The sequence below is a fragment of the Trinickia sp. HAY1-2D genome (genome assembly GCF_056754935.1).
The window spans coordinates 2,144,280-2,161,630 of the sequence record NZ_JBPGWX010000002.1 but is presented as its reverse complement, the minus strand read 5'-3'; the positions used below and the strand labels follow the sequence as shown (position 1 = coordinate 2,161,630).

At 62.7% G+C, this 17,351-nt stretch carries 14 protein-coding genes and 1 pseudogene; 4 read left to right on the top strand and 11 right to left on the bottom strand.

Going from position 1 to position 17,351, the window contains the following annotated elements; all coding sequences use genetic code 11:
• Window positions 1-13: 13 nt before the first annotated feature.
• Together ACR9ZC_RS17235 and ACR9ZC_RS17230 are read right to left on the bottom strand one after the other, a co-directional pair.
• Window positions 14-1,338 (bottom strand): annotated as a pseudogene (locus tag ACR9ZC_RS17235) (NAD(P)/FAD-dependent oxidoreductase).
• A 2-nt stretch (window positions 1,339-1,340) separates the two neighbouring features.
• Window positions 1,341-2,075, bottom strand: a complete 735-nt coding sequence (locus tag ACR9ZC_RS17230; protein ID WP_481581226.1) for a cupin domain-containing protein — start codon at window positions 2,073-2,075, stop codon at window positions 1,341-1,343.
• A gap of 366 nt (window positions 2,076-2,441) precedes the next feature.
• On the opposite strand from ACR9ZC_RS17230, the gene ACR9ZC_RS17225 reads away from it, so the two are divergent.
• Both ACR9ZC_RS17225 and ACR9ZC_RS17220 read left to right on the top strand, forming a co-directional pair.
• Entirely contained in the window at window positions 2,442-3,164 is a 723-nt protein-coding gene (locus tag ACR9ZC_RS17225; protein WP_481582697.1) for a 2OG-Fe(II) oxygenase, read from the top strand.
• 44 nt (window positions 3,165-3,208) lie between these two features.
• Window positions 3,209-3,871 carry a phosphoribosyltransferase gene (locus tag ACR9ZC_RS17220; RefSeq protein ID WP_481581225.1) on the top strand — a complete coding sequence of 221 codons (663 nt, stop codon included), beginning with the start codon at window positions 3,209-3,211 and terminating at the stop codon, window positions 3,869-3,871.
• 28 nt (window positions 3,872-3,899) lie between these two features.
• Here ACR9ZC_RS17220 and ACR9ZC_RS17215 read toward each other — a convergent pair whose 3' ends face one another.
• From ACR9ZC_RS17215 to ACR9ZC_RS17175, 9 genes are all read right to left on the bottom strand, one after another.
• On the bottom strand, window positions 3,900-5,588 hold the full coding sequence (locus ACR9ZC_RS17215) for a SpoVR family protein (RefSeq protein WP_481581224.1): 1,689 nt from the start codon (window positions 5,586-5,588) through the stop codon (window positions 3,900-3,902).
• Window positions 5,578-6,852, bottom strand: a complete 1,275-nt coding sequence (locus ACR9ZC_RS17210; RefSeq protein ID WP_481581223.1) for a YeaH/YhbH family protein — start codon at window positions 6,850-6,852, stop codon at window positions 5,578-5,580. Before ACR9ZC_RS17210 ends, ACR9ZC_RS17215 begins: the two co-directional genes overlap by 11 nt.
• A 125-nt stretch (window positions 6,853-6,977) precedes the next feature.
• Window positions 6,978-8,900 (bottom strand): PrkA family serine protein kinase, encoded by a 1,923-nt coding sequence (locus ACR9ZC_RS17205; RefSeq protein WP_481581222.1) that lies wholly within the window; start codon window positions 8,898-8,900, stop codon window positions 6,978-6,980.
• A gap of 500 nt (window positions 8,901-9,400) precedes the next feature.
• Window positions 9,401-10,375, bottom strand: coding sequence for a ribokinase (rbsK, locus tag ACR9ZC_RS17200; RefSeq protein WP_481581221.1), 975 nt, complete (start codon window positions 10,373-10,375; stop codon window positions 9,401-9,403).
• Between the two features lie 28 nt (window positions 10,376-10,403).
• Window positions 10,404-11,423 (bottom strand): LacI family DNA-binding transcriptional regulator, encoded by a 1,020-nt coding sequence (locus ACR9ZC_RS17195; RefSeq protein ID WP_481581220.1) that lies wholly within the window; start codon window positions 11,421-11,423, stop codon window positions 10,404-10,406.
• A 106-nt stretch (window positions 11,424-11,529) separates the two neighbouring features.
• Complete coding sequence (locus ACR9ZC_RS17190) at window positions 11,530-12,537, bottom strand: ABC transporter permease (protein ID WP_331572510.1); 1,008 nt, start codon at window positions 12,535-12,537, stop codon at window positions 11,530-11,532.
• The gene (locus tag ACR9ZC_RS17185) at window positions 12,534-14,117 is read right to left on the bottom strand and encodes a sugar ABC transporter ATP-binding protein (protein ID WP_481581219.1); all 1,584 of its coding nucleotides are present in this window, start codon (window positions 14,115-14,117) and stop codon (window positions 12,534-12,536) included. Before ACR9ZC_RS17185 ends, ACR9ZC_RS17190 begins: the two co-directional genes overlap by 4 nt.
• Window positions 14,118-14,287: 170 nt before the next feature.
• Window positions 14,288-15,271 carry a sugar ABC transporter substrate-binding protein gene (locus tag ACR9ZC_RS17180; protein WP_440560534.1) on the bottom strand — a complete coding sequence of 328 codons (984 nt, stop codon included), beginning with the start codon at window positions 15,269-15,271 and terminating at the stop codon, window positions 14,288-14,290.
• Between the two features lie 222 nt (window positions 15,272-15,493).
• The gene (locus tag ACR9ZC_RS17175; RefSeq protein WP_173258626.1) at window positions 15,494-15,775 is read right to left on the bottom strand and encodes a hypothetical protein; all 282 of its coding nucleotides are present in this window, start codon (window positions 15,773-15,775) and stop codon (window positions 15,494-15,496) included.
• Window positions 15,776-16,117: 342 nt separating this feature from the next.
• On the opposite strand from ACR9ZC_RS17175, the gene ACR9ZC_RS17170 reads away from it, so the two are divergent.
• Together ACR9ZC_RS17170 and ACR9ZC_RS17165 are read left to right on the top strand one after the other, a co-directional pair.
• The gene (locus tag ACR9ZC_RS17170) at window positions 16,118-16,561 is read left to right on the top strand and encodes a hypothetical protein (RefSeq protein WP_481581218.1); all 444 of its coding nucleotides are present in this window, start codon (window positions 16,118-16,120) and stop codon (window positions 16,559-16,561) included.
• A 130-nt stretch (window positions 16,562-16,691) separates the two neighbouring features.
• Complete coding sequence (locus ACR9ZC_RS17165; protein WP_331572518.1) at window positions 16,692-17,294, top strand: BPSL1445 family SYLF domain-containing lipoprotein; 603 nt, start codon at window positions 16,692-16,694, stop codon at window positions 17,292-17,294.
• Window positions 17,295-17,351: the final 57 nt, after the last annotated feature.

The window sequence follows — 17,351 nt, the reverse complement described above, 5'->3', positions numbered from 1 at the left end:
GGCTCGTAGTAGTTTAAAAATCGGCGACCTTGCCCCACGCCGAATCGCTGAACCGGCTCGGCCGATACGGTTTGGGATCCACGATCGGTACCGCACCGGTAGCAATATCCGCGATCAAATGGCCAGCGCCGGGACCGATACCGAAACCGTGTCCCGAAAAGCCTGCTGCCAAAATCAATCCCGGCATGCCCGGCACTTCCCCAATACCGGGAACACCGTCCGGCGTGCTGTCGACGAAGCCGGCCCACGCGTGGGTGATCTTGGCGCGGCCAAGTTCCGGCAGCAGTTCGACGGCTCGGCGCTGTGTTTCCCTGATCGTCGGGAGGTCGGGTTTAGGATCGAGAATGCGCACGCGCTCCATGGGTGTCGGCGCGTCGAGCCGCCACCGCTTCAACGTTTCGTGCCCGCCTCGAACGCCTTCCAGCCCCCCGGCAGGAGGTTGCGCCAGCGTTTGGCGAACATCGGCACGAACTGCGGCGCGAATCGCATGAACTGTGGCGTGACGTCCACGCGTGCGCGGCCGCTGATGGCCAGTGCGTATCGTCCGTCGCTGCGTCGCGTGACGGATACGCCTGAAGTAAACAGGGCGTCCGGCAACGGATGCTCCACGGGAGCCACGCTGAGGATGGACTGGCGGATGGAGGCCTGCGGAAAACGGATACCGAGCTGGCGGCAGAACGAGGACGCCCACGCGCCTCCGGCGAGCACCACGGTTTTCGTCTTGATGACTCCGGCTTCCGTGATCACGCCGCTGACCCGACCGCCCTCCAATTCGAGGCCGCGGGCCGCACACTGCTGGTGAACGCTGCCACCGAGCTTGATGAGTGCGGCTGCCACAGCCGGCGCAGCCTTCGCAGGATCGGCAGTGCCATCGCTGGGGGAAAAGACGCCGCCTTTCCAGGCGCGGCCGGTCGCCTGCCCTCGCTCGGCGGCTTGCCGGCTATCGAGCATGTATGTCGTCACGCCGGCGGTCTTCGCAAACTCGTGCCAATTGGACCAACGAGAGAGTTCTGCCTCGTCGTTGCTGAGGTACAGGAGGCCGCAGCGACGAAAGCCCGTATCTTCACCGGATTGCACCGCAAATTGCTCCCAGAGGTCGAGGCTCTTGCTGGCAATCGGCAATTCCCGAGCGTCGCGATTCTGCTGCCGGCACCAGCCCCAATTGCGACTCGACTGCTCGGCGCCGATCCTCCCCTTCTCGATCAACGCGACCGACACGCCGCGCTGGGCCAGGTAGTAGGCCGAGAAGACGCCGATGATGCCACCCCCGATCACCACCACATCAGCCGCGGCCGGCAGCGTGGGCGAGGTTTGAATGTGTTGCAACGGAGGGGACATGATCAGTTTCGCTCGATCGGAGCCTGGAGGTTTTGAATCGCGTAAAACTTCGCCACGCGCTCGCGGCTTTCCCATCCGATCGGTGCGCCTTGCGGTACGAAGAGCGCGTCGCCGGCCCCGAGCGACAGCACGCTGCCATCTGGAGCGGCGAACCGAACGCTGCCGGCCAGCAGATGCATGAACTCGTTCACTCGATGCGGCCGAACGATCCGATGGTAAGGCGTCGAATCCCACGTGCCCGCGAGGTACTCTGCGCCATCGTCGGTGAAGACATTGTCGCTACGGCATTGCGGCGCAGGGCCTAGCAGTATTTCCGCCGGTAGCGACGCGGAGGGCTTGAAGTCGGCGTCGGCCCGCAAGGGGATGAGTCCGCGCTTGGTCGGTTTCTCGCAAGCGGCCGCGCAAAACACGAAACGCACGCGGGACTCCGCCTGGACGCGAAGCGCTGTACCGGCCGCGATGACCGCACCCGCCTGCGGACCGAGCAGCAGCGGGGCTTCTCCGGCGGCGTGTAGCGTGAGATTTCCTTCGACTACGACGAGAGTTTCAATATGAGGAAACCTTGCGACGTCGAGCTCGCCAATGAAGCTGACCCGACCCGCGACCATCGAGTCCGGTCCTTCCCACGCGATCTCGCGATGTCGTGCAAAGGGATCGTCGTTGCCGAACGCCGCCCTGCGGAACGAGGTTGAAAGCGGTGCGCCGTCCCCACGGTGCAGCACGAGTGCCACGGTCATTTTTGCTCCTCTGTATTGCGCGATTTCCGGACCTTGCTAGCCTGATCTAGCTCGTATCTGTAAAGCGAAGTCAATTTATCGCGTAACAGGCGGGACGTGCGGTTGTTCGCGGCGAACAAACCGCATGGACGTTACGTTTTTGCCGGTGCATGCGGAATTTTGTGCTGCGCTGCCGTCGGTGCCCCGGCTCGCGGGCGAACCGCTCCGGGTCGGGGATCGGATGAAGAACGAAATAGCAAATTTCGGAGCGTGGGCAGCGCGCCCGAGCGTTACATTGAATCCTTCCGGCAATTCCTGGAGGCTGCATTGGCCACGCCACCGTACATGTCCGCCGCTGCCGTGGCAGCGCTGGATGCCGACGACAAAATGCCCGCCGAATGCCCGGCAACGCAATCTCGCATCCAAACGCTCGACTGGCCCGCACTTTCGGAAACGCTCGACGAAGCGGGCGTTGCAGTCGTCCCTCGCCTGCTGTCGCCCTCGCAATGCGAGGCGTTACGTGGCCTATATGACAACGCGGCGCACTTCAGAAATCGTGTCGTGATGACGCGCCACGGATTCGGTCGGGGCGAATATCAGTACTTCAGCTACCCGTTGCCCCCGCTCCTCCAGATGTTGCGCGAGACGCTTTACGCGTTTTTGGCCCCGATCGCAAACCGCTGGAACGAGCGGCTCGGAATCGACACCCGTTATCCTTGCACGCACGCGGCGTTCATCCGTCGCTGCCACCACGCGGGTCAAGTGCGCCCTACTCCCTTGCTACTGCAATATGCCGAGGGCGACTACAATTGTCTGCATCAGGATCTCTATGGCGAGCATGTTTTTCCGCTTCAGGTTGCGATTCTGTTGTCGCAGCCCGGGCGAGATTTCACCGGCGGAGAGTTTGTGCTGACCGAACAGCGTCCGCGCATGCAGTCGCGCGTCGAGGTCGCTCCGCTCGCGCAGGGCGACGCCGCAATATTCGCTGTCAGCCATCGCCCTGCAAACGGCTCCCGCGGCGCCTATCGGGTCAATATGCGTCACGGGGTAAGCCGCTTGCGATCGGGGCACCGGCATACGGTCGGCATCATCTTTCATGACGCGCTCTGAGCGTCATGCGTTCATGCTGCAAAAGCCGATCGACGGATGGTCCGATGTTCATGCACGCTTTGTTCAAAAATCGCGCCGAAGCCGGCCGTATGTTGGCCGATCGTTTGAAAGGCAATACGGCCCAGGACGCGGTGGTGCTCGCCCTGCCGCGCGGCGGCGTGCCAGTCGGCGCCGAGATTGCTCGCGCGCTCGGCCTTGAACTCGACGTGATGCCCGTGCGCAAATTGGGCGTGCCAGGGCAACGCGAACTCGCGATGGGCGCGATTGCGCCTGGGGGCGCGCAGTTCGTCGACCGCGAGATCATGCACTCGGCGCACGTGTCACACGCTGCATTCGAAAAGGTGTTGGAAGAAGAACGGGTAGAACTCGCTCGCCGGGAAACGCACTATCGCGAGAATCGCCCGCCCGCTTCCGTGGAAGGAAGAACCGTCATCCTCGTGGATGACGGTATGGCGACCGGCGCCACGATGCGAGCCGCCTTGAGCGCCCTGCGGCAACGCAACCCGGCCCATGTGATCGTTGCGCTGCCTGTTGCGCCGCCGGGCGCCGAGTCGGAGTTGACCGATCTCGCGGACGAATTCGTCTGCATTGCCCAGCCGGCGCTCTTTTTCAGCGTCGGGCAACACTACGACGAATTCGATCAAACGAGCGACGAGGAGGTCCGCCGGCTCCTCGGCAATGCCAACGAGCGCATGTCGGACAGTTAGTCCGTCGTATTCCGACAATGACCGGCAATCAGAGCCTGAGCTCCGGCGCCGTATATCGGCACTCGTACCGTTTGCGCACGGTCCCATTCTCGTCGACGCTTTCCAGATAAACGTCGAACTGCCAAAGCCGGGCCATGTGTCTGAGCACTTCCTCGCTGTCCCCCGACAAGTGCCGGTTATCGCTCATGAAGTGTCGCAGCGTCAAACTCCGGTCTCCGCGGGTGTTGACCGACCAAACCTGGATGTTCGGCTCGCGGTGGTGCATGTCGTATTGCCGCGACAATGATTGGCGCACGTGCTGATAGCCGCTCTCGTCGTGAATCGCCGACACTTCCAGCGTCTCGCGCGTATCGTCGTCGAGCACCGAAAAGAGCCGCATATCGCGGATCAGTTGCGGCGAGAGGTACTGCGCGATGAAACTCTCGTCCTTGAAATTGCGCATCGCGTAGTGCAGCGTCTGCAGCCACGGCGATCCGGCGATGTCCGGAAACCACTTGCGGTCTTCTTCGGTGGGCGACTCGCAGATGCGGCGTATGTCGCTCATCATCGAGAAACCCAGTGCGTAAGGGTTGATCCCGCTGTAATACGGTTTCGTGACTGGGGGCTGATAGATGACGTTGCTATGTGAATGGAGGAACTCCATCATGAAGCCGTCTTCGAGCAACCCCTGGTTGTACATCGTGTTGAGCAGCGTGTAGTGCCAAAACGTGGCCCAGCCCTCGTTCATGACCTGGGTTTGACGCTGCGGGTAGAAGTACTGCCCGATCTTGCGCACGATGCGGATCACTTCCCGCTCCCACGGTTCGAGCAGCGGCGCGTTCTTTTCGGCGAAATAGAGCAGATTCTCCTGCGGCTCGGGCGGATAGCGCTCCTCTTCTTCCGCGGCGAGCGGGGTGTGATGCGCGGGCAGCGTCCGCCACAACTCGTTCACCTGCGATTGCAAGTACGCTTCGCGATCGCGGCGCAATTCGGCTTCCTTCGCAAGCGAGGGTTTCTGGGGCCGTTTATAGCGATCGACGCCATAGTTCATCAGTGCATGGCACGAATCGAGCAGTTCCTCCACACGGTCGAGCCCGTAACGCTCTTCGCACTCGGCGATGTAGTTCTTCGCGTAGACGAGGTAATCGATGATCGCGTGCGCGTCGGTCCAGAGCTTGAAGAGGTAGTTGCCCTTGAAGAACGAGTTGTGTCCGTAGGCGGCGTGAGCGATCACGAGCGCCTGCATCGTCATCGTGTTCTCTTCCATCAGATACGCGATGCAAGGGTTCGAATTGATGACGATCTCGTAGGCAAGCCCCATCTGTCCCCGGCGATAGCTCTTTTCCGTCGAGAGGAAGTGCTTGCCGAACGACCAATGGCGATAGTTGACCGGCATGCCGACGGACGCATAGGCGTCCATCATCTGCTCGGCGCTGATGAGCTCCAACTGGATCGGATAGACATCGAGCTGATACTGCTCGGCGACCTGCGCAATATGCGTGTCGTACTCTTCGATCAGCTCGAAAGTCCAATCGGACGGCCACGGCAGAGGTCTGCGGTCGGCAACGTTCATGCGAGGTTCCTTCGGCTGCACAACGGGCGCCTCGACCGGGCGGCGCGCCGGCTCGGTCTCGGCGTGCTGCTTGCCTTGCTCGTGCGGCCCGCTTGTGTGCGAGCCTTTGCGGCGACGCTCCGGCTGATATCCGCGCGATTCGTTATGCAGATGCTTAGTAGTCATGCGATGCCACCTGCTTTTCGAACAATTCCCTGAACACAGGGTAGATATCGGCTGCGGCATCCACCTTCTTCATTGCAAGATGCGGCTGCGTCATGGCCAGCTGCGCATACTCCACCCAGAGATTCTGCTCTTCGGGTGCGACTTGAATATACGCGAAGTAGCGGACCTTTTGCAGGATGTCGTCCTGCAAAATTCGACGGCATTTCGGCGAATCGTCCGTCCAATTGTCGCCGTCCGACGCCTGTGCGCCGTAAATGTTCCATTCGGTCGGCGAATAGCGCTCGTCCATGATCTTGCGCATGAGCTCGAGGGCGCTCGATACGACGGTGCCGCCGCTTTCCGTCGAATGAAAGAACGTGTCTTCATCGACTTCTTCCGCCCGTGTGTGGTGCCGGATGAAGACGACTTCGATCTTTTCGTAGTTCCGCTTCAAGAAGAGGTAAAGCAGGATGAAGAACCGTTTGGCGAGATCCTTGCGCTGCTCGTCCATCGACCCGGAGACATCCATGAGGCAAAACATGACCGCCTGACTCGAGGGCTGCGGCTGTTTGACGCGATTGATATAACGCAGGTCGAACGGATCGATGAACGGGATGCGCCAGATGCGGCCCCGCAAATGATGGACCTCTTCCTCGAGGAGCCGGATTTCCTCGCCGTTGTCTCCCGGCTCGTTCTTCAGCGCTTCGAGCTGCTGCTCGAGCTCACGTAGCTGATTGACGAGCGGTGCGCCAAGGGCAATGCGGCGCCCGAGCGCACTGCGCAGCGAGCGAACGACATCGATGTTGTTCGGCGTTCCCTCCGCCGCCCAGCCCGCGCGGATGTTCTTCCACGTGGGCACGGCAAGCAGATGCGTTTTGACGAGCCGCGGCAGCTCGAGATCGTCGAAGAAGTACTGCATGAATTCTTCTCGCGAAAGCTCGAAGACGAAGTCGTCCTGCCCTTCGCCCTCGTTGCTGGCCTGGCTGCCACCGCCTCCGCTGCCGCCGTTCGGGCGCGGAATCTTGTCGCCGCGCACATAGTCTTCATTGCCGGGATGCACGAGCTCGCGCTTGCCGGCCGAGCCGTGCCGGAACATGGGTTCGGCGATATCCTTGCGCGGAATCGTGATGCTCTGCGTGCTTTGAATATCCTTGATGCTGCGATCGCGCACCGCCTCCGAAACAGCCCGCCGAATGTAGTTCTTTACACGGCGCAAAAAGCGTTCGCGGTTCGCAATGCTCTTGTTCTTTCCTGCCAGCCTGCGGTCGATGATTTGGTGAAGCACATCCAGTCTCCCGCTTCAATTCCTCAAAGCGGTGCGCGCAGCCGCCGGGCAGACCGCATGCCTGCCCACCGCGCGTACCGCGAAACGCCCGGCCGGCGTCGGGCCGCCGGGCGCTGCGCCCTTCGTTACGAGGACTTGCGCACCCGCAAGTACCAGTCGCACAACAGGCGTACTTGTTTCGGCGTATAGCCTTTCGCAACCATCCGATTGACGAAGTCTTCGTGCTTGCGCTGCTCCTCGGCCGAGCCCTTTGCATTGAACGAAATGACCGGCAACAGTTCCTCGGTGTTCGAGAACATTTTCTTCTCGATCACCACGCGCAGCTTCTCGTAGCTGATCCACGCCGGATTCTTGCCGCCGTTTGCCGCCCGTGCCCGCAACACGAAATTGACGATTTCGTTGCGGAAATCTTTCGGATTGCTGATGCCGGCCGGCTTTTCGATCTTTTCCAGTTCGGCGTTCAGCGCGGCGCGATCGAAGCTTTCGCCCGTGTCGTGATCGCGGAATTCCTGATCCTGAATCCAGAAGTCGGCATACGTGACGTAGCGGTCGAAGATGTTCTGACCGTACTCCGAATACGATTCGAGGTATGCGGTCTGAATCTCTTTGCCGATGAATTCCGCGTAGCGCGACGCCAGCACGTCCTTCACGAACGACAGATATTTCTGTTCGGTCTCCGGTGGGAACTGCTCCCGCTCGACCTGCTGCTCGAGCACGTACATGAGGTGAACGGGGTTCGCCGCGACCTCGGTCGTGTCGAAGTTGAACACGCGCGAGAGAATCTTGAATGCAAAGCGCGTGGACACCCCTGTCATCCCTTCGTCGACCCCGGCGTAGTCCCGGTATTCCTGATAGGACTTCGCCTTCGGGTCGGTGTCCTTCAGGTTTTCGCCGTCGTAGACCTGCATCTTCGAGAAGAGATTCGAGTTCTCGGGCTCCTGCAAGCGCGTCAGCACGGAGAACTGCGCCATCATCTTCAGCGTGCCGGGCGCGCACACGGCGTCGGCCAGGGAGGAGTTGCGAATCAGCTTCTCGTAAATCTTGATCTCTTCCGACACCCGCAGGCAATACGGCACCTTCACGACGAAAATCCGGTCGAGCAATGCCTCGTTGTTGCGGTTGTTCCTGAACGCCTTCCATTCCGACTCGTTCGAGTGCGCCAGAATGATGCCGTCGAACGGTATCGCCCCGAAGCCTTCCGTACCCTTGAAGTTGCCTTCCTGGGTCGCAGTCAGCAGCGGGTGCAGCACTTTGATCGGCGCCTTGAACATTTCGACGAATTCAAGCAACCCTTGATTCGCGAGACACAGGCCGCCCGAGTAGCTGTAGGCGTCTGCATCGTCCTGCGCATACTGTTCGAGCTTGCGGATGTCCACTTTACCGACGAGCGAGGAGATATCCTGGTTGTTCTCGTCGCCCGGCTCGGTCTTCGCGATGCCGATCTGGCGGAGCACCGACGGATACCGGCGCACGACGCGGAACTTGCGGATGTCGCCGTTGTACTCGTGCAGGCGCTTGACCGCCCATGGGCTCAGAATGCTTTTGAGGTAGCGGCGAGGAATGCCGTACTGCTCTTCGAGGATCGGGCCGTCCTCGTCGTAGTCGAAGAGCCCGAGTGGCGACTCGTTAACCGGCGAGCCCTTGATCGAATAGAACGGCACGCGTTCCATCAGTTGCTTGAGCCGCTCGGCGATGGACGATTTGCCGCCGCCCACCGGCCCGAGCAAGTACAGAATCTGCTTTTTCTCTTCGAGGCCTTGTGCCGCGTGACGGAAGTACGCGACGACTTGCTCGATCACATCCTCCATCCCGTAGAACTCCCGGAATGCCGGATAGACCTTGATGACCTTGTTCGCGAAGATCCGCGACAGCCGCGGGTTGTTGCGTGTATCGACCTGCTCCGGCTCCCCGATAGCCGTCAACATGCGTTCGCTGGCAGTGGCGTACGCGGCGGGATTGTCTTTGCAGAGCGCGAGGTACTCCTCAAGCGAGAACTCTTCCTCTCGCGTTTTTTCGAAGCGGTTCGCGAAACTGCTGTAAATATCCATGCTCCCTCCTCGCCCAAGTATGCGGTCGATGTCGTCTCCAGGCCACTATACCGAAACGACCTCGCTCGAATTCATCCTAAACCCTTTTAAATTATTTTTCACGGCTTACGTTGTTCACGTGACTACTAACTTGGAGATGCGACCGCGCTCGCCTACAATCTACGTCCGCGATGTGCGTCCCTCTCGCTCCTCTTTCGCCCCCACCTTCGTATACGTTGCAGGTGTCACGTTCGTCGACACATGTACGCTTCCGTTACAACTTTTCGCGTTGGAGCACCGTCCGCAAAAATGGCGGACAGCGCCGCGATGCTTGCGTCCCCATTTAGAGCGGACGCGAAATGCGAACGCGTCGTGGGCAGGTGTGAGCCAACACGTTTCGTGCTGCCTCCGCGTGCGCTGCTCTATCTGATTTAACGGCCGGCGCGAACTAGCGCTTGAGCGATTTCCGAGGACGCGCCCCCCGGAGGAAACCCGCGGCGGGGCGGTATTGCGAGGGGGAGTCAGCAAGCCGCTGCGTCGAGCTCGGCGCGCGTTGGAATCGACGGCTGGGCGCCCGCGCGTGTCACGGAGATCGCAGCGGCGCGTTGGGCAAAACGCAGTGCTGCATCCGTGCTGGCGCCTTGCGCGAGCTGCGCGGCGAATGCGCCGATGAATGTGTCGCCCGCCGCCGTGGTGTCGACCGCGGCCACCCGCGGCGCCGGTACGTGCACCGGCTCCTCGCCGCCGACTGCCGCCACCACGCCCGCGGAACCCAGGGTGATCAATACATTGCGCGCACCTTGCGCCACGAGCGCCTGCGCCGCCACGACCGCGTCTCGGGGCGAGCCGATCGGCAAGCCCGTGAGGGTTGCCGCCTCCAGCTCGTTCGGAACGAGGTAATCGACGAGTGGCAGCCACTGCGCCGGCAAAGGCCCGGTGACGGGCGCGGGATTCAGAATGACAGTCTTGCCGAGCCGGCGAGCTGCCGCAAGGGCGGCCAGGACTGTCGCGGGCGGAGTTTCGAGCTGGCACATGACGACATCCGCCTGGGCCAGCACCGCTTCGTGCCGGGCGATATCGTCGGGCGTCAGCGCGCCGTTGCTGCCGGCCACGATGACGATCGAATTGCGGCCGTCATCGTCGACCAGAATCAGCGCGACGCCGGTAGGCGTCGAAGGCGTCTCGGCAAGTGCGGCGCAGTCGATTCCTTCGGATTCGAGGCCCGCGCGCAGCGTGGCGCCATTCGAATCGTCGCCGATTCGCCCGATCATCGAAACCTGCGCGCCGAGTCGTGCCGCCGCGACGGCCTGGTTGCCGCCCTTGCCGCCCGGGACCTGCGCGAACGTCTGTCCGGCGAGCGTTTCGCCCGGGAGCGGCATGCGCGCAACCCGCGCGACCAGATCCATATTGAGGCTGCCGACCACCGCCACGCGCGCCGTGGCGCGCGCCTGGCCCGCCAAAACGCCTGCGCTCGCCGGCCCGTTCGCTGCTGTCATCCTGTTGTTCTCCGTCGAGATGGCGGGGCTATACGTACTGCGCCGCGCCCGCATAGACCGCGGTCGATTCTCGCAGCACGAGGCGAGGCGAAACGACGCAACGCTGAATCGGCCCCGACATCGAACCGTTGATTCGAGCAATCAGCATTTTGGACGCGGCCTCGCCGAGCGCACGCACCGAATGCCCCACCGTCGACAGCGACGGATAAGTATAAGCGGCGAGTTCGATATCATCGAAGCCGATGATCGAGCATTGCCGCGGCACCGCAATGCCGCGTTCCGCCGCGACACGCAACGCTCCAATACCCATCATGTCATTACAGGCGAAGATCGCGCTCGGCCGCACGGTATCGAAAAGCCGCCCCGCCGCATCTTGGCCGCCCGGGCCCGAGAAATCGCTTTCGACGATGGCCGAAGGCTCGATATCGATACCGCGCTCGGACATCGCCCGAATGAAGCCATGCACACGCATGGCGCTGACCGCCGTCGAAACCGGCCCCGAGATGCATCCAATCCTGACGTGTCCGAGTTCGAGCAAGTGGCGGGTCGCGAGATAGGCACCGCGTTCGTGATCGATCTGGACGAGATCGGCGGCGAGCCCCTGGATGTTCCGATCGACGATGACGAGCGGCTCGCGCGCGTCGGCAAGGCTCGCCGCCAGCACCGCATCTTCGCCGGCCGATGCGATGATGAGTCCGTCGATGCGCTTTTCCTGCAACACGCGCAGATAGTTGCGCTGTTTGGCCGGATCGTCGTCCGAATTGCAGAAGAACATGCAGTAGCCCTCGCGGGCGCAGCCGTCCTGTATTCCGCGCGCCAGTTCGGCAAAGTACGGATCGCTGCTGTTGGGCACGACGAGCCCGATCGTGGCGGTGGTCTTGGCTTTCAGGGAACGCGCCACCGCAGAGGGCACGTAGTTGAGTTGGCTGATCGCGCGCTCCACTTTCGCGCGCACATCCGCGGACACCGGCCGCGTGTTGTTGACCACGTGCGACACCGTGGTGAACGACACGCCGGCGATGGCCGCCACATCCTTGATCGTTGCCATAACCCGTTTCTCTCTCGCTTGTTTTTCTTCGCCGCGGCGAAACCGCCTTTGTGCCCTGTTCCGTTCGCTCCGCCGCGCATCGCCTGCCGCGGCAGAACACGCGCTCTCAACTGCGTTTGCGGCTTCGGTAGGTGTCGAGCACGACCGCAACCACGATGACGGCCCCCGTGATGATCCGCTTCGTCGGCTCGTTGGCACCCACTTGCGCGAGACCGGCCGCCAGCACCGAAATGATCAGCACGCCGAAGAACGTGCTGATAACGGAACCGCGTCCGCCCATCAGGCTCGTGCCGCCTATCACCACGGCCGCGATGACCTGCAACTCCGCGCCGGCGCCCGCATTGGGATCGGCCGCTTCCAGCCGGGACACCTGAAAGAGCGCGGCCAGTCCGGAAAGTGCGCCCATCAGCGCAAACACCGCGACCTTGTAGGGCCGCGGATCGACGCCGGCCAGCCGCACCGCCTCCTCGTTCGTGCCGATGCCCACGAGGTGGCGGCCGAAAACAGTGCGCGTGAGCACGACCTGCGCGGCGATCATCACAGCCACCGCGATCAGGAACGCCGGCGATATGCCGACGGCGATCGGGTTCGACAGGAAGTCGAACGCATCGCCGATATACGCCGTGCGCGAATTCGTCATCTGATAAGCCAGGCCGCGCGCCGCTTCCAGCACGCCGAGCGAGACGATGAACGACGGAATCCGCCAGCCGACCGTCACGCCGCCGGTGACCGCGCCTGTCAATGCCGCGGCCGCCATACCGGCGAGCGCGGCCGGCACTGGCGGCCAGTGCCATTGGAGCGCGGCGACGCTGACGACCGATGCGGACAGCGCTAGCACCGAGCCCACCGACAAATCGATGCCCGCGACGATCAGCACGAACGTCATCCCGACCGACATGACGACGAGATCGGGAATCTGGTTGGCGATCGTGCTGAACGTATCGTATGTCAGGAAGTGCGAGCTCAGCAGCGAAAAGAGCGCAACCATCACGGCCAGCGCACCCGCCAGGCCGAGGTAATTCGAAAGTCCGAGCCGAGTGCCGCCCGGCTTCACGCTCGGCGTCTCGTCGGCAAGGACAGGCGCACCATCGGGGCGCGCGGATGGATCGGTCATGAAGCACTCCGTGCGTTTCGTTCATGATCGGGGGCCGTTGGACGAGTCCCCTTCATATGTCCTGCGAACGCTGCGGCGAGCAGCGCGTCCTGGCTCCATTCGTCGCGCTCGAACACGCCGGTCAAGCGCCCCGCCGACATGACGGCGATGCGGTCGCAGATCAGCATCAATTCGCGCAGATCGCTCGAAACGACGACGAGCGCGCGACCTTCGCGCGCGAGCGCCCCCATCAAGCCGTAGATATCGAACTTCGCGCCGACGTCGATGCCCCGCGTCGGTTCGTCGAAAAGCAGCACATCCGCCTCGCGCGCGAGCCAGCGCCCGATCACGACTTTTTGCTGATTGCCGCCCGAGAGCTCGCCCACGGGCTGCGTCGGCCCGCTCGCGCGCACGCGAAGCGCGTCCATCTGGGTGCGCGCGAGCGCCTGCTCGCGCCGCGCGTCGATGAAACCCCAGCGTGCCACGCTTCCAATGTTGCCGAGCGACACATTGGCGGCGATGGAATGCGGCAGCAGCAGGCCCTCGCCCTTGCGGTCCTCGGTGATCAGCGCAATGCCGTGCCGTACCGCATCGGCTGGCGAACCGATATGCACGGGTGTCGGGGGCCGCCCCACGGCGATCGTGCCGGAATCGGCCCGGTCTGCGCCGTAGATGAGCCGCATGAGCTCTGTCCGGCCCGCACCGATCAGGCCGCTCACGCCCAGGATCTCGCCTTCCCGGACCTCGAACGACACGTCGTGCACGACATCGCCGCGTCCGAGCCCTTGCACCTTCAAGAGCGGCGCGCCGATCCGGCGCTCGCCGAGGTCGATGCGCTCGCCGATGACCCGCCCGACCATCAGCGTCACGAGCCGCTCGCTCGAGACGTCGGCCATCCGGGCGGTATGGACAAGTCTGCCATCGCGCAGCACCGCCACGCGATCGGCAATGCGCGCGAGCTCTTCGAGCCTATGCGAAATGTAGACGATCGCGACGCCGTTCGCCTTCAGGCGCGCAATCTGATCGAACAGCAGGTCGACTTCGCGATCCGTCAGCATGGCGGTCGGCTCGTCGAAGATCAGCACACGCGTGTCGCCGATCAGATTGCGCGCGATCTCGACCATTTGCTGGTGGCCGATGCCGAGCGCGCCCACAGGCGTGTCGGGATCGATCGAATCGAGTCCGACTCGCGCCATCGCGCGGTGTGCGTCCCGAGCCAGGCGCCGGCGGTCGATCCAGCCGAGGGCACGCGGCCCGCGGCGCGGCAAGTTGTCGAAAAAGAGGTTCTCGGCAACCGTCAGCGTCGGCAACAGGTTCAACTCCTGCATGACCATACGCACGCCGAGCGCCTCGGCTTCGCCCCGGCTTGCCGGCGCATAGGGCTTGCCGCCGAGCCGCATGGCTCCGCCCGTCGGGGCGACGAGCCCACCGATGATTTTCGAGAGCGTGCTTTTACCGGCACCGTTCTCGCCCGTCAAGGCCAAGACCTCGCCTGAGCGAAGCGCAAGCGTCACATCGGACAGCACCGGCTCGGCATAGGTCTTGCCGATGCCGCTCACCGCAAGCACTGCGTCCGTATCGTCTGCGTCGGTCGAATCCATCGCGATCCTGTTCTCGAGGCCGCCCATCCCATTCCGGCGACATCGCGCGCCGCGTTGGCCTGTCGCATCACGCCTATTCTCACGGATAACGGCACCGGCGCGCGATACTTGAATATTCGACTGAGGAGTGGGCCGGGCCGCGACGGCGGCCCGCTGAGGCTTGCGCTGCTTTACTTTGACTTGACGACGCCGGCTTTGGTCACGAGGTCGACCGGGGTTTCGACGACGCTCGACAGGTCGGCCTGCTTCTTGTGCTCGGCAATCGCCTTGAGCGCCGTGTCGATGCCGAACACGGCCTGCTTGGCGGCGTATTGGTCGGCAGTCGCGAGGATCCGGCCATCCTTGAGCATCGGCTTGATGGCGCCGATGTTGTCGTAGCCCACCACGTAGACCTTGCCTTGCTTGCCTGCGGCGCGCACGGCCGAGACGGCCCCGATCGCCATGTTGTCGTTGCCGCACAGCAGCGCCTTAAGATTCGGATACTGATTCAGCATGGCCGACGCGATGGCATTGCCCTTGTCGATCTCCCATTCGCCGGACTGGACCGAGACGACCTTGGCGCCCACTTTTTGCATCGCGGCCTTGAACCCTGCGGTGCGTTGCTGAGCGTTGGTGGTCGTCGAAACGCCTTCGACGATGCCGACTTCGTCACCCGCCTTGAGTTTCTTCGCGAGTTCGTCGCCGACCTTCTCGGCGCCCTTCGCGTTGTCCGGACCGACGAACGGTACATTCAGGTCCTTGGACTTCAGTACGTCGGGGTCGAGCCGATTATCGATATTGACGACGATGATTCCCGCGTCGACGGCCTTTTTGACAACCGGCACGAGCGCCTTCGAGTCGGCCGGTGCGAGCACGATCGCATCGACCTTCGAATTGATCATCTGCTCCACGATGTTGATCTGCGCCGCCGTATCGGTCTCGTTCTTGATACCGTTCGTAATGAGCTCGAACTTGCCGGCGTTGTGCTTTTGATAGTCCTTCGCGCCAGTTTCCATGGTCAGGAAGAACTCGTTCGCGAGCGATTTCATCACGAGCGCCACTTTCGGCTTATGGGCCGTTTGCGCGGCTGCATCGGTGGCAGCGAACGGCGCGGCGGCGACAGCAACGAGGCTGGCCGCGACGGCGAGCATGCGGCGACGGGTGCGATGAACCATGAGCTTCTCCTTTTTTCGCATATTGTGATCGGGCTCGCTAAAGCCTGAATTTACGATTCGAACGTACGCTCGAGATCACCGGTATCGCCGTGCGATACGCGGGCGATGATATTTTGCGCTAAATACCGCGCGCACCACGCGATCCGGACCCCATATGCTGGACCGTTCCGCGGGCGCGCGCAAGGAGAAAGGGAAAGAAGCCTCGTTAAAGTCGAAGCTTCGTTAAAGCTTATCGACGGAAGAGCCCTCGACTTTGCCATCGATGATGTCGCGGGCATATTGCAAGCCGATCTTGTGGGCGGCGATCTGATCGTCGAGCGGTTCGTGCTCCGGCACGCCGAACATTTCGGATTTGCCGCGCTCCCCGCTCGCATTGCGAGAAATCATCACGACGATATCGAAATGTCGCGGCGCGCTTGGCGCCTCGTCCGGCTCTTTTGCACGCCGCAATGCCTGCACGCCGATCGAAAACCCTTTGTACTGTTCTGTGAATGGTTCCGACATGGACCGAACCCCCGTGCGGATGCACATAGGTTAAGGGCGACTGCCCGCCGAGCCCGCGAACCGTCGCGCAGGCTTCCAGTGTAGGCCCTACGCAAAAGCCGTTCCGCGTGTCGGTGAAGGCTGGGCTGTGGGCGGCGCCCCGATGACTGCGTCCCTCAAGCGGTAAATGACAGAGAATTTGAAGAAATTACGCACCCTTTCGCGAAGCGGTTCGACTCCCGCGACGATTCGTCGCATTTCTTCTATGATGGCTGCCAAGACGGCCCGCTACACCCTACATCGATAAAGACGCCATGGGCCGACGTCTCGTCGTTGATGCGTAAAGCATAGCGGAGGCAACGAATGGCATGGAGACAGAACCGGTGGCTCAAGCGCTGGGTCGTCACGATCCTGATTTGGGCCGTACCGGTGGCGCTCGTGGCAGTACACGAGATTCGCGAGGAGATGGCTTACAACGTCGTCGATCGCGACCGTGCGCTGACCACCTGGGTGCTCGACGACGCGCAACGCGCGGCCGGCGCTGCGGCCCGCTGTCGCGGCACGCCGGACGAGGCGCGTGCCGCCGGCTGCCCGAGCGACGTCCTGGCGGCCAACGCGCCGCGCCAGCAAGCCGCGATCGACGAATATATCGTGCGGCGCAACACGCTTGCCAGTTATCTTTGGCACGCTTTCGTCGGCTACTGGGTCGTGCCGGCAGCCTTTCTCTTCGCATTGGGTCTCGTGGTGGCCGGCGTCAGGCGCGCACTGCGCCGTCCGCCGGTGCCCAAACGCCCGGTGGCTCACTGACGTGAAATCGGGACAGGTACGGGCATGCACCGTGCTTGTTACCTCGACACGCGCGGAATGCGTGGGATCGACGCTTCGTCCAAACCTGCCGTCGAAGGTTTGACCGACGGATCAATACGGAGAAAGAGCCATGAACAAACAACAACGCTTCATGCTGAAGGCGGCAACCGCGGTGGTGGCCGGCGGCCTTGCCCTCGCGGGCTGTACCACGACCACGAACAACGGCAGCCCGACGGCGCAAAGTCCAGGCAGCACGTCGTCGAAGCGCCAGGAGATCAATAGCGGCGTCGATGCGGCGTTGTCGCGGATGTACGCGCAGGTACCCGGCTCTCGTGATCTGGTTTCGCGGGCGCGCGGCGTCCTGGTATTCCCGAAGGTCCTGCAAGCAGGCTTCGTGGTCGGCGGCGAATTCGGCGAAGGAGCGTTGCGCACCGGCGGTACGACCCAGGGCTACTACAACCTGGTGTCGGGTTCGTTCGGGCTACAGGCCGGGGCTCAATCGAAAACTGTCGTGTTTCTCTTCATGACCGATGACGCGCTCAAGGCGTTCCAGCAGCGCCAGGGATGGTCCGTAGGAGGCGACGCCTCGGTCGCCCTCCTGAAGATGGGGGCCAACGGCGCTGTCGATACCACCACGGCCACCAAGCCCGTGCAGGTCATCGTCATGACCAATGCAGGCCTCATGGGCGATCTCTCCCTGCAGGGCATGAAGATTTCCCGCATCAACCTCTGAAGCAGGCGTTTTGCCCTGGCGCGGCGCACTCGCGCCGCGCTTGTCCGGCCCTCGCCA